Below are 12,974 nucleotides of genomic sequence, written 5' to 3' on the forward strand. Positions count from 1 at the left end.
AAAAAGCAGTGTAAACCGCCGCAGACTAGTTGCCTATGCCTTCTTCATCAAACGCGCTCAGTGGGCACAGGGCGATGCTCGAAGACTCGTCGCAAAACAAAACTCGTATGAGCGCCCGTCACCCCTTCGATACGGTTAATCACATGCAGTAAAAGATGCTGATAGCCATCCATATCACGAACCAGTATCTTGAGCTGAAAATCCGCCGCCTGACCGGTAATAATTAAACACTCAATCACGTTGGGAATTTTACGGATGTGACGCTCGAAGTTATCGAAGCGTTCGGGAGTATGTTGATCCATTGAAATATGCAGCAACACCATCAGTTGATAGCCCAACTGGCGCGCATCAACCTCAGCCCGGTATTGGGTAATTAGCCCGTGCTCCTCTAGCGCACGTACTCGGCGCAAACAGGGCGAAGGAGACAACCCGATGCGCTCGGCTAGCTCCTGATTACTAATCCGCCCTTCCTGCTGTAACACATTTAGAATATGGCGATCAAAACGATCAAGCTCAAGCGGCACAACAGGCATGACAGCATCTCCTACCAATAAAAATCAAATAACCAATATTTACTGCCAATTATTGGCGTAAAAACCATATTTTCGCAATAACCTTTCGCCTTCTATCACGTAGACTGTAATGACTGTCACAAGCAGCCCCTATCAGGTGTCTTACCCGGGCACCGGTTAACGCGGCTTACGCCACAAGCGGCCGCCTAAATAATTCACCGCCTTCAGGAAACTCACCATGTCTGCTTTTGATCATCGCAAATATCGCCCTGCTCCTCGCGTTCCTGCATTCAACCGCCAATGGCCGGACCGTGACCTAACGCAAGCGCCCATTTGGGTAAGTGAAGACCTACGCGATGGCAACCAAGCGCTATTAGAGCCGATGACAGTTGAGCAAAAGCAGCGCTTTTGGCACCAGATTATTAAGGTGGGTATCAAAGAAGTGATGGTAGGCTTCCCATCGGCTAGCCAGCCAGACTACGATTTTGTACGTTGGCTAATTGAAGAAGACCAAATTCCAGACGATGTCACTATTGCAGTACTTGTTCAGTGCCGCGAACATTTAATCGAGAAAACCTTTGCCTCGCTGGTGGGCGTCAAACGCGCCATTATTCACCTTTATAACTCCACCTCCACTATCCAACGCGAGCGTGTATTCGAGATGGATCGCGACGGCATTACCGATATTGCCGTACAGGGCGCTACCTGGGTGAAGACCTATGCTGCCCAATACCCAGGCGTTGACTGGCGCTTCCAGTACTCGCCGGAAAGCTTCTCTAGCACTGAAATTGATTTCTCATTGGCCATTTGCGAGGCGGTGATGGATGTTTGGCAACCAACGCCAGACAACAAATGCATCCTCAACTTGCCCACCACGGTAGAAGTTGCAGGGCCGCATCATCATGCTGACCAGATTGACTACTTTTGCCAGCACATTAGCCGTCGCGACAGCGTAATTATTTCGGTGCATACCCATAACGACCGTGGTGGCGCTGTCGCTTCGGCAGAGCTTGCGTTGCTGGCAGGTGCCGACCGCGTTGAAGGCACCCTACTGGGTAACGGCGAGCGCACCGGCAATATGGATATCGTCACCCTGGCGATGAACCTCTATAGCCAGGGCATTGACCCTGAGTTGGACCTTTCCAACCCAGACGAAATTGTCCAAGTGGTGCATGAGTGTACCGGTATCACCATTCATCCACGCCACCCTTGGGTCGGCGAGATGGTGTATACCGCGTTTTCCGGCAGCCACCAGGATGCTATTCGCAAATCACTCAAGCATCAAAAGCCTGACGAGCCGTGGCAAGTGGCTTATTTACCCATTGATCCGCATGATATTGGGCGTGATTATCAAGCCGTTATCCGTGTGAATAGTCAGTCTGGGAAAGGCGGTATGGCCTTTTTGTTGGAGCGAGACTACGGCATTAATTTACCGCGTTGGATGATGCTGGCACTTGCCCCTTACGTGCAGCAAGAGAGCGAGCGCCGCAACAGCGAGCTTTCCAGCGAGATTATTCGCCAAGTGATGTTCGATAACTTCACTCAGAATGCACCGCTGGCATTAGCCGATTACCGGCTCTCTAAAGGTCAGGACGAAGGTATTGAAATCACCCTGTGGGAAGGCGCTGAAACACTGCGCTTGTCAGGAACGGGCAACGGTGCCATGTCATCGTTCACCGATGCTTGGAAAAAACACTCAGGCAGCAATGTAGCAATTATTGACTACAGTGAGCATTCACTCGGCGGCGACAGCGAAGCCAACGCGATTGCCTTTGTTCAGCTGAATATTGATGGACAACGTCTTTGCGCCGTGGCCGAAGATAGTGACACCGTTAGCGCATCGCTGAAAGCGCTGCTGTCAGGCATTAATATGGTGCAGGCCACCAAACAGCATCAGCAGGAAAACGCCGCCATCGAGGCATAACCGCTTATTCGGCACACTTGATACATTTCAGCACTAACGGGTCCCAGGTGAGGCGTTTGGCACCAATCCATTCGCCACACTCAATGCACTCGCCAAAGTTCTGTTGTTCAATACGCTGCAAGGCGCCGCTAATACGCTTAAGCGATATTTGACGGCGCTGCTCCTCTGCCTTTGCCATGGCTTGACCCTGCAGCGCATCCATACGTGACAACCGCCCTACCGTCGTTTGATCAAGCTCCACCGTCTCTCTTGAAGACGCGCTTTCAATGCTTTCTTCTCGCAAAGAAACCTCTAGGGCCAACAGCTTTTGGCGTATCGCGGCTATGTCTACCTCAGGGTGATTCATCTGCCTCTCCTAATGACTTCAGCGCAGAATCAGCACCGGCAAATGGGCATTGCGCAACATGGCGGTCGTCGTGCTGCCAACCAGCAAATGACGAATACGCGAATGACCATAGGCACCCATGACCAACAAATCGATACCGTGCTCTTGCTTATAAGCGCGCAACGTTTCTTCTATTTCACCAGCGCGAATTACCCCTTCAGCTTGGTGACCAGAAGACTCAAGGACATCAATTGCCCACTCAAGCTGTGACCGGTTTTCTGCAGTCTCAGCGCCCACGATCACGACATGGCAGGCAGCACCTTCAAAAAGCGGGCTTTTGGCTAGCATTTCAACGCCTTTGCGAGCTGTTTTGCTCCCATCAAACGCCATCATCACGTTTTTCGGCTGCGTAAACTGCTTAGGCACCATCAATAGAGGGCGATGCATCTCGCGCACGACACGTTCAAGATTCGAGCCTAGATGGCCACTAGCTTGATGCGCGGTTTCGCCACGCTTGCCTAATACCAATAAACGCATCTCTTTTTCGTTCTCAACCAAAGTCTCTACCAACGTACCGTTGCGCTGGAGGCAGAGTGGATCAGCAATACCGGCTTCCATTGCGCGTGCTTTTGCCGCATCGAGCATATAACGCCCCTGCTCACGGGCAACTTTCGCACGCTGCTCTTCAATATCAGATAGCTTTTCTAGCAAATGCTCTCGGGTCCCTAAGCCTAAATTCCCGGTTAGATCAGGCTCTGTCACCTGAGGGTGGTTATCCAAGGTATGAATAAAGCTTAATGGCGCATCAAGTGCCTTGGCAGCCCAAACAGCATAATCACAGATGCTTTCTGAATACTGAGATCCATCAATAGCGGCAAACACGCGATCAGACATAAAAACGACTCCTTGAGCGGGTGCGTTAAGATTTTTATTATTCTCATTCTTTTTTACACGAAGTTATTGACCAGCGACACCTTAACGCACTCTTTGTGTTCATCCCTATCGTTATAGGGTGAGTGGTACACTTAACGGCCTATTAACGCGGCCAGTTAAAGGAGTCACGATGGAGCATGGTATCGCGAGCATGCTACTGGTAGCCCTAGGCGGCGCGTTGGGCGGCATGAGTCGCTATGCTGTTTCTAGCCTTATGGCCTACCTGCTGGGTAACACCTTTCCTTGGGGCACCTTACTGGTGAATGCCAGCGGTGCGTTTATAGCGGGCGGGCTACTCGGATACTACGGCGTGCCAACCACACAGCCACTGTGGCTATTTGCTATCGCAGGCTTGTTAGGTGGCTACACCACCGTTTCATCATTTAGCTTACAAACTATTGAACTGTGGCAAAGCGGCCAAGCGCTGCGTGCCGCCTTGAATATTGCCGCCACCTTACTGCTCGGCATGGTGATGGTCACGCTAGGCTGGCTACTAGCTAAGGAGCTGCTATGAGTTGGCAAGCCTATTTGGCAGTCGGTATTGGCAGCGGGATTGGCAGTGCACTTCGCTACGGGGTATCTCTCGTGTCTTTGGCAGCGCTTGGCGGCTATTTCCCCTGGGGTACGCTGCTGGTTAACGTACTGGGCTCTGGAGTCATCGGATGGGTTGCCGCTACCGCCTCACGTTTTCCTAAGGGCAAGCTTGCGCACTGGCAGCCGCTGTTAGTCGCCGGTTTTTGTGGCGGCTTTACCACGTTTTCACTCTTTAGCCTGGAAACCTTGCACCTTATTCAGCAAGGACTTTCTGGGCTAGCGCTGCTTTATATACTCATCAGCCTACCGCTTTGGTTACTGGCGGCCTGGCTAGGAGAACGTATAGCGCTTTCTCGTTTATAGCCGTAGGTATTTTATGCGCGAGCAGTTAGAGCGACAGCAGTCTTGGCTTTACCTAGGGTTTATCTGCTTAGGGCTTACGTTGGGTCTGGTAGCTCCCTTACTAGCGTCATCACTTGAACAGCTGTTATGGCCGCTACTCGGTATACTGCTCTACGCCACCTTTACTCAAATACCGCTATTACATATCAAGCAAAGCGTTACTGATAAACGCTTTATGGCAGCACTGCTGATTGGCAACTTTATCATCATCCCTGCGCTACTAGGGGCCTTGGTGCTAAGCCTTTTAGTACTGGGGCTACCGCTTTATCCACCGGTGATGGCGGGTGTTTTGCTAGTGCTGCTGATGCCCTGCACAGACTGGTTTATTACCTTCACGCACTTAGGCAAAGGCGATGCCGCCCGCGCTGTTGCGGCAACGCCAGTACTGCTGATCATGCAAATGGTCGCGTTACCCGCTTATCTATGGCTATTTTTAGGCGGCGAGTGGTTTCAGTTAACGTTGTCTGCCGACCTTTTCAGCGCTTTTACGGGAGTGATCCTGCTGCCCTTAGGCTTGGCATGGCTAACAGAGCTTACCGCCCAGCGCTATCACGCGGTTGAGCGAGCCACCGACCAGCTTGGCTACTTGCCAGTGCCGCTGCTGGCATTGGTCGTATTGGTCATTGCTGCAACACAGGTGAATAGCGTACTAGCGCTTTCTTACGTACTGATGCAAGTAGTGCTTATTTTTGTAGGCTATTTAGTAGTGGCAGCAGTTTTAGGCAAAATGCTGGGCAGGCTATTTAAGCTTCCCGCCACCAGCGCCCGAACACTTGTCTTTAGTTTCGGGACCCGCAATTCGTTTGTCATGCTACCCATCGCACTCACCCTACCCAATGGCTGGCAAGCCGCGGTGGTAGTGATTGTTTTTCAATCGCTAGTAGAGCTATTTGGCATGGTGGCGTTTATACGCTGGGTGCCAAGCAGGCTAATTCCGAGCCGCCTATAAAAAACGCCGGCCCCTTTGCGTGGTGACCGGCGTTAAAGTGTGCGTATTGATTAACGTAATATCAGTACCGGAATTCGGCTGCCACGTAGCATCGCTGTTGTGGTGCTCCCCACCAGCAAGTGACGGATACGCGAATGGCCGTAAGCGCCCATCACTAGCAGGTCAATAGCATGCTCCTTCTCGTACGCTTGCAAAGCGTCGTCTACCTCACCGGAACGGATGGCTCCCTCAGCTTGGTGACCTGCATCGAGCAGCGTGCTCAACGCCCATTCAAGCTCACTGCGATGCTCTGCAGTGTCAGCACCCACAATTAGCACATGACATTCGGTACCCGCGAATAAAGGCGAGCGCGCCAGCATCTCGACCCCTTTACGGGCAGTTTTGCTACCGTCAAACGCAATCATTACCTTTTCCGGCTGCTTAAAGGCTTTAGGCACCATGAGAATTGGGCGGTGCATTTCACGCACCACGCGCTCAAGGTTAGAACCTAGGTGGCCGCAGGCATGGTGAGCCGTTTCGCCACGCTTGCCTACCACCAACAAACGTATGTCTTTTTCTAGCTCTACCAAGGTTTCAACCAGCGTGCCGTTAAGCTGGCGAACAATGGGATCAACGACTCCACCTTCTACTGCTCGTGCCTTGGCAGCTTCCAGCATAAGCTTGCCTTGCTGACGGTTTATCTTAGCGCGCTGCTCATCAAGCTCAGAAAGTTCTTTCATCAAGCGCTCGCGGGCACCAAACCGTAAGTTACCCGACAAATTTTGTTCTTCTGGCACGTCAGAATGATTATCCACCACATGCACAAAACTAAGCGGCGCGTTTAATGCCAAGCTTGCCCAAGCGGCGTAATCGCATACGCTTTCTGCATATTGGGAGCCGTCAATCGCGGCGAGTACGTGTTCAGTCATATCGCTCTCCTTGCGGTAGTTAGTGGCCGCCCATTAGCTTTTCAACAGCTTCAGGGTCGTTGTGTACCGCGTAGCGATCTACCACGGTGGCACTGGCTTCGCTCAAGCCCACCAGCTCTACCTCGGTACCTTCACGGCGGAACTTAATCACCACGCGATCCAGAGCTTGAACAGCGGTAATATCCCAGAAGTGGGCGCGGGAAAGGTTGATGGTGACCTTATCGATGCTCTCTTTAAAATCGAAGGCAGCAATAAAACGCTCAGAAGAGGCAAAGAACACTTGGCCAACCACTTGGTATTCACGCTCTTTACCAGGCTCTACTTCTTTCGAGCCGATATACATGATATTGCCGACTTTGTTAGCAAAGAACATCGCCGCCAGCAACACACCGACAAACACACCAATCGCCAAGTTGTGCGTACCTACTGTGACGGCAACGGTAGCCACCATCACAACGTTGGTGCTCATTGGGTGCTTTTTCAGGTCACGAATCGACTCCCAGCTAAAGGTGCCTATCGATACCATAATCATCACCGCTACCAACGCTGCCATGGGAATCTGCGAGACCCAATCAGCAAGGAAGACCACCATCAACAACAGAACAACACCAGCGATGAGCGTTGAGAGCCGAGTCCTGCCACCGGATTTTATGTTGATGACTGACTGACCAATCATTGCACAGCCTGCCATACCGCCCAGCAAACCCGATCCGATATTAGCGATACCCTGGCCTTTACACTCACGATTTTTATCGCTGGGTGTATCCGTTAAGTCATCAACAATGGTGGCTGTCATCATAGATTCAAGAAGGCCCACCACCGCCAGCATGATGGCGTAGGGAAAGATAATCATCAGTGTTTCTAAATTAAGTGGCACGTCAGGCCATAAAAACATTGGCAGCGTATCGGGCAATTCACCCATATCACCTACCGTGCGTATATCCATGCCACTTACCATATACACCCCGGTAAGCACCACAATGCATACCAGGGGAGAAGGGATCGACTTTCCAATCGCAGGCAAGTACGGGAAGAGATAGATAATACCTAAGCCTGCTACCGTCATGGCATACACATGCCACGTTACATTGGTTAACTCAGGCAGTTGCGCCATGAAGATCAATATCGCTAGGGCATTCACGAATCCAGTGACCACCGAACGGGACACAAAACGCATCAGCTCTGCAAGTTTTAAGTAGCCTGCGATAATCTGTAATACCCCAGTCAATAGCGTGGCCGCCAGTAGGTACTCAAGGCCATGTTCGCGCACTAAAGTAACCATCAGCAGCGCCATGGCGCCGGTAGCTGCTGAAATCATACCTGGACGACCACCGGTAAAGGCAATCACTACTGCGATACAAAATGAGGCGTAAAGTCCTACTTTTGGATCAACACCCGCAATTATCGAAAATGCAATGGCTTCAGGAATCAGCGCAAGCGCCACGACTATTCCCGCAAGGGTGTCGCCCTTGAGGTTAGAGAGCCAAGATTGTTTAAACTTTTCGTACATGCGAAGGGTCCACGGTTATGGGTTTATGACTAGCCAAAAGCAGGCAGACAACGCCGCCAAACATTGGCACGCTGAGGATGTAGCACTTTTTATTGTGAAGATAAGCTGGCGTTTGATACTGAAAAAGTCACGCACTGCATGAAAGGAGCACGGCTAATTTTAAGTACCACAAAGCAATGACAGCGCTATGAATGCGCAGCCATTACCTTAAGAAAGGCAGGAAGCTAGGGCGGAGTCATCAGCCCAGAAAAGATGTGGGTAAATGCGGTCATTAGTAACATTCTGTACGGTTGCAATAAGCAAGGTGCGACAAGGCGCAGCATTCTAACAGCATCATAGCCGCATTGCATCTCACGTTATTCTCAGTAGCCCACGTTCTGACACACGCGGATACGCCGTCACCGCTACTTAGGCAGGGTGACCTATCACCTGATTGTGGCGTACCATTGCGCCACCAGAAACGATGACAATTGCCAACGTTTTGTGTTGAAGCGGCACATATATGCACGTGCCGAATATGCCCGCCAAAGAGGAGAAATAGATGATGAGCCAGTCAATTGCGGTGATTAAAGGCGACGGTATCGGCCCCGAAATTATGGATGCAACCCTGCGCGTGCTTGATGCGCTGGAGTGCGGCCTGAATTATGAGTTTATCGATGCTGGCCTGGCGGCGCTCGAAAAACACGGCACGCTAATTCCTCAGGAATCGCTTGATACCATCGAGAAGTACGGTATTGCCCTGAAAGGCCCGCTGACCACACCCATTGGCAAAGGCTTCTCCTCCATCAACGTGCAGCTGCGTCGTCACTTTGACTTGTACGCCAACGTGCGCCCAGCGATTAGCTTCCCCGGTACGCGTTCGCGTTACAACGATATCGATATGATTACCGTGCGGGAAAACACCGAAGGTGCTTACCTCTCTGATGGCCAAGAGATGATTGACGATGGCAACACCGGCATCTCAGTTATCAAAGTGACTCGCCAGGGTTCCGAACGTATTGTGCGCTATGCGTTTGAACTAGCAAAAAATAACGGTCGTAAGAAAGTCACAGCTGTACATAAAGCTAACATCATTAAAACCAGCTCTGGACTATTTTTGGATGTCGCGCGGGAAGTCGCCAAAGAGTATCCAGAAATCGAATTCCAGGAAATGATTGTGGATAACGCCTGCATGCAGCTGGTGATGAACCCCCACCAGTTTGATGTAGTCGTCACTACCAACTTGTTTGGCGATATTCTTTCCGACCTCTGTGCAGGGCTAGTTGGCGGTTTAGGCTTGGCACCAGGCGCTAACATCGGCGAAAAAGCCGCTATTTTTGAAGCAGTTCACGGCTCGGCACCGGATATTGCCGGACAAAAAATCGCCAACCCTTGCGCCCTACTGCTAGCAGCGGCCCAAATGCTCGACCACTTGGGCATGAACGAAAAAGGCGACGCTATTCGTCACGGAATTCGCGCGGTGCTGGAAACACGCCGCGATATGGTGACACCCGATATGGGCGGTACTGGCACCACCGATACCTTTGCCCAGGCGCTGGTTGAACAAGTAGCTGCCTAATTCCCTCCTGCTCATTTCCTCTCAGTCAACACTATAGAGCCCTATCCATCATCGCAGCATTCGCCGCGGTGATGGATGCTTTAGCCTGCCTCTCTCATCTTTCACCCTAAATAGTTACACAGCCTTCCTTTTTATCGACTCAATTTGCTATACAAAACCATTACAAAAAAGTACCTTTTATTAATCCTTGGTTTATTATTCATTTATTAACAGATGACAATAGACTGGCTTAAGGGACTAATAATGCTCGAATATCTCACTTCTAACGCCTTACGTAGCGCTCTTTCTCACCATACCGCCTGTATCTATTTTTCATCTGAAGGCATTATCCAAGAAGCTAGTGAGCCATTTCTAACCATGATGGGCTACTCTCTATCTGACATTAAAGGTAAACACCATCGTATTTTTTGTTTGCCTGAGGAAACATCTACTCATCAATATATGGCGTTTTGGACATCCTTGGCAGCTGGCGAAAGCCAACAGGGCCGCTTTCGGCGCGTGAACGCACTCGGCGAAGAAGTTTGGCTTGAAGCGACTTATGTACCGATTAAGAACCGTCGCGGTAAGGTTGTAAAGATTTTCAAAGTCGCCAACGACGTTACTCAAAAGCACCAAAACGCCGCCGGTGAACGCTCCATCCTTCAAGCTCTAAATCACTCAATGGCAGTGATTGAGTTCACAACTGACGGCTATATCTTGGATGCCAATACCAATTTTGAACATGCAATGGGATATCCACTGCACACTCTTCGCGGCGAGCATCACCGCATGTTTTGCGATGATAGCTTTTATCGTGAACATCCCGATTTTTGGAAGTGTTTAAGCGAAGGAGAGTACAAACAAGGTAAGTTTTTGCGCCATAACGCGAAGGGCGACATCGTGTGGCTGGAAGCAACTTATAATCCAATCTTTGATGAGGAAGGTAACGTCGTTAAAGTAGTTAAATTCGCCACCGATATTACTCAAGCAATGTTGGCATCTGAGGCGGCTAAAGCCACGGTCAGCAGTGCCCAAACATCCTCTAGCCAAACCGAACGAATTGCTCAAGATGGATTGACGCATTTACAAACCGTGCTTTCCGAATCACAACATGCCGCTCATGCACTTAATGAAGCACAACAGCTTATCAATGCGCTCAATAAACAGGCCGAGCAAATTAATAGCATTACCGCATCCATCGCGAAAATTGCCAGCCAAACAAATTTGCTTTCGTTAAATGCAGCAGTAGAGGCAGCAAGAGCAGGCGAACAAGGGCGAGGATTTGCGGTTGTGGCGAATGAAGTGCGTCAGTTAGCAAAAGGTTCCAGCGAAGCGGTTAGTGAGATCACTCGGATACTTAAAGAGAATAACGCACTGGTAGCTCGCACTACTCAAGCAATGCAGCAAGTCGTCCAGCAAGGCAAAACCAGCCAGACTAGCATTAAAGAAATAGAGTCTATTGTCAGTGAGATCTTGCAAGGCGCAAAAAGCGTTTCACACTCTATCGAGCAACTTGCTTTAGACCCAATGTAAGACAAGCTTGTCCATAAGTTTCCCCGCCAGCGCGGCTAAAAAGCAGCTAGCGGGGAAACACGCGCTAATAAGCTAATATGTTAGCGTAATTTCGTTTTACGCAGGTACGGCAGAACGGCGTCGAATTCACCAAACTTCTGCTTGGCATCTTCATCGGACACGCTTGGCGGAATAATAACGTCTTGACCCACTGTCCAGTCAGCGGGCGTTGCAACGCCATGTTTTGAAGTGGCTTGCAGAGCATCTAGCGCGCGCAGGATTTCTGCGAAATTACGGCCTACCGTCATGGGGTAAGTCATCGATAGCTTCAACTGCTTATCCGGCCCGATAATGAACACCGAGCGAACAGTAGCGCTATCAGCCGGGGTGCGGCCATCTGGCAGATAAGCATCTTCTGGCAGCATATCGAACAGTTTGGAAACCTTTAAGCCTTCATCGGCAATAATGGGGAAGCCAACCGTATTGCCGCAAACTTGCTCGATATCGCTTGCCCAGCGTTTGTGATCTTCAACGCCATCCACAGAGACACCAATGACTTTGGTGCCCCGTTTTTCCCATTCGGGGGCCAGTGTTGCCACTGCACCGAATTCTGTGGTGCAGACCGGCGTGAAATCTTTAGGGTGAGAAAAGAGGATCGCCCAGCTATCGCCGATCCAGTCGTGAAAACGAATCGGGCCTTGGCTAGTTTCTGCTTCGAAATCAGGCACTACCGCATTGATACGTAATGACATCGTTCCTCCTTATTAGGGTCAAGTGACCTTAAATACCTTATATGACTTTCAACACCTTCACTATAGAACGTTTCGCGCTATAGCAATGAAGTATTCGCTGTGGTCAATCAAGCGGTTTGTCGTCTTTCTCTTCCCGCTTAATGCGTTTTACCCAGCGCTGTTTTGCATAATGGCGCAAGTTCGCCACACTATCGGTTTCATCGACTATATCTTGTCCTAATATCGTCTCAATAATGTCTTCCAGTGTAATAAGACCCACAAAAGTGCCGTGTTCATCATAGACCACCCGCATGTGTAAATGGTCCTTCAACATTGATGTAAACACCTGCTCGACATTGTTCGATACGTCGACACTACCAATCGGATGCATCAGCTCGCGCATGGTTTTGGCGTCATCAGCGTGATACATATCGGCCTTATGCACATAACCAAATGCCTGCTCGCCGTTATCCATTACAGGGAAACGGGTGAAGGGCATTTTGCCATACTGCTCGTCAAACTCCTTAACCGTCATGTTAGGCAATACCGTTTCACAGACAGTACGGGGCGTCATCGCTTTATTGACCGCAATTTCATGCAAATTCAGCATGTTAATAATAGTGCGCGACTCGTCCGCATCTAATACTTTCTCTTCCAAACCTACCCGCGCCAGCACTTTAATTTCATCGCGCAAGTCAACATCATGCTCTGACTTTCCTAAACGGCGCGTAATCTGTTCGGACATCCAGATAAACGGCAGCAACCCAATGATCATTGGGTTCAGTAACCGTGGTAACACGGGTGATAAGCCTCGCCAATAGGTAGCACCAATCGTTTTGGGTATGATTTCGGAAAGAATTAAAATCAGCATGGTCATAACGGCAGACACAATGGCAATAGATGCTTCGCCAAACACGACCGCAGCCTGCGCCCCTACTGCCGTTGCACCGACAGTATGCGCAATGGTGTTAAGGGTTAAGATCGCGGCCAACGGCCGATCAATATTGGTTTTTAGCTTCGTCAGCGCCGCATGAAGCTTGGGATTATCTTCTTTTTGCTTGGCAATATAGCTTGGCGTAATAGACAGCAGCGCTGCTTCAAGGATAGAGCACAGAAAGGAGAACGCGATTGAAAGAGTAGCAATCGTGATGAGAAGGAACATGGGAGCTCATAGTGATGGATGATACGTCGTATATA

The 12,974-nt window shown here is 50.2% G+C and carries 13 protein-coding genes; 6 read left to right on the forward strand and 7 right to left on the reverse strand.

Going from position 1 to position 12,974, the window contains the following annotated elements; translation table 11 throughout:
- Window positions 1-47: 47 nt before the first annotated feature.
- Window positions 48-533: an Lrp/AsnC family transcriptional regulator gene (locus CR46_RS0113775; protein WP_030073861.1), complete on the reverse strand. Its 486-nt coding sequence runs from the start codon at window positions 531-533 to the stop codon at window positions 48-50.
- A gap of 217 nt (window positions 534-750) precedes the next feature.
- Here CR46_RS0113775 and CR46_RS0113780 point away from each other — a divergent pair, with 217 nt between their 5' ends.
- Complete coding sequence (locus tag CR46_RS0113780) at window positions 751-2,436, forward strand: 2-isopropylmalate synthase (protein ID WP_030073862.1); 1,686 nt, start codon at window positions 751-753, stop codon at window positions 2,434-2,436.
- A gap of 4 nt (window positions 2,437-2,440) precedes the next feature.
- Here the strand turns inward: CR46_RS0113780 and CR46_RS0113785 are convergent, their stop codons facing one another.
- Both CR46_RS0113785 and CR46_RS0113790 read right to left on the reverse strand, forming a co-directional pair.
- Window positions 2,441-2,782 carry a TraR/DksA family transcriptional regulator gene (locus CR46_RS0113785; RefSeq protein ID WP_030073863.1) on the reverse strand — a complete coding sequence of 114 codons (342 nt, stop codon included), beginning with the start codon at window positions 2,780-2,782 and terminating at the stop codon, window positions 2,441-2,443.
- An 18-nt stretch (window positions 2,783-2,800) separates the two neighbouring features.
- Window positions 2,801-3,655, reverse strand: coding sequence for a universal stress protein (locus CR46_RS0113790; protein ID WP_030073864.1), 855 nt, complete (start codon window positions 3,653-3,655; stop codon window positions 2,801-2,803).
- 169 nt (window positions 3,656-3,824) lie between these two features.
- Between CR46_RS0113790 and crcB (CR46_RS0113795) the strand changes: the two genes are divergently transcribed.
- The 3 genes from crcB (CR46_RS0113795) to CR46_RS0113805 are packed head-to-tail and all read left to right on the forward strand — an operon-like array spanning window position 3,825 to window position 5,579.
- Entirely contained in the window at window positions 3,825-4,208 is a 384-nt protein-coding gene (gene crcB / locus CR46_RS0113795) for a fluoride efflux transporter CrcB (RefSeq protein ID WP_030073870.1), read from the forward strand.
- Window positions 4,205-4,591: a fluoride efflux transporter CrcB gene (gene crcB / locus CR46_RS0113800; RefSeq protein ID WP_030073872.1), complete on the forward strand. Its 387-nt coding sequence runs from the start codon at window positions 4,205-4,207 to the stop codon at window positions 4,589-4,591. Before crcB (CR46_RS0113795) ends, crcB (CR46_RS0113800) begins: the two co-directional genes overlap by 4 nt.
- Before the next feature lie 13 nt (window positions 4,592-4,604).
- Window positions 4,605-5,579 carry an arsenic resistance protein gene (locus CR46_RS0113805; protein WP_030073874.1) on the forward strand — a complete coding sequence of 325 codons (975 nt, stop codon included), beginning with the start codon at window positions 4,605-4,607 and terminating at the stop codon, window positions 5,577-5,579.
- Between the two features lie 50 nt (window positions 5,580-5,629).
- Here the strand turns inward: CR46_RS0113805 and CR46_RS0113810 are convergent, their stop codons facing one another.
- Both CR46_RS0113810 and CR46_RS0113815 read right to left on the reverse strand, forming a co-directional pair.
- The gene (locus CR46_RS0113810; protein ID WP_030073875.1) at window positions 5,630-6,487 is read right to left on the reverse strand and encodes a universal stress protein; all 858 of its coding nucleotides are present in this window, start codon (window positions 6,485-6,487) and stop codon (window positions 5,630-5,632) included.
- Between the two features lie 19 nt (window positions 6,488-6,506).
- A complete protein-coding gene (locus tag CR46_RS0113815; RefSeq protein WP_030073877.1) occupies window positions 6,507-7,997 on the reverse strand; it encodes a SulP family inorganic anion transporter in 1,491 nt (496 codons plus the stop codon).
- A 544-nt stretch (window positions 7,998-8,541) separates the two neighbouring features.
- On the opposite strand from CR46_RS0113815, the gene CR46_RS0113820 reads away from it, so the two are divergent.
- Window positions 8,542-9,555 (forward strand): isocitrate dehydrogenase, encoded by a 1,014-nt coding sequence (locus CR46_RS0113820; protein ID WP_030073879.1) that lies wholly within the window; start codon window positions 8,542-8,544, stop codon window positions 9,553-9,555.
- Window positions 9,556-9,798: 243 nt separating this feature from the next.
- On the forward strand, window positions 9,799-11,067 hold the full coding sequence (locus tag CR46_RS0113825; protein WP_030073882.1) for a methyl-accepting chemotaxis protein: 1,269 nt from the start codon (window positions 9,799-9,801) through the stop codon (window positions 11,065-11,067).
- An 80-nt stretch (window positions 11,068-11,147) separates the two neighbouring features.
- On the opposite strand, the gene CR46_RS0113830 is transcribed toward CR46_RS0113825, so the two are convergent.
- Window positions 11,148-11,798 (reverse strand): peroxiredoxin, encoded by a 651-nt coding sequence (locus tag CR46_RS0113830; protein WP_030073883.1) that lies wholly within the window; start codon window positions 11,796-11,798, stop codon window positions 11,148-11,150.
- 103 nt (window positions 11,799-11,901) lie between these two features.
- On the reverse strand, window positions 11,902-12,939 hold the full coding sequence (locus tag CR46_RS0113835) for a CNNM domain-containing protein (RefSeq protein ID WP_030073885.1): 1,038 nt from the start codon (window positions 12,937-12,939) through the stop codon (window positions 11,902-11,904).
- Window positions 12,940-12,974 lie beyond the last annotated feature (35 nt).

It is taken from the genome of Vreelandella neptunia, from assembly GCF_000712975.1.
Lineage (GTDB): Bacteria > Pseudomonadota > Gammaproteobacteria > Pseudomonadales > Halomonadaceae > Vreelandella > Vreelandella qaidamensis.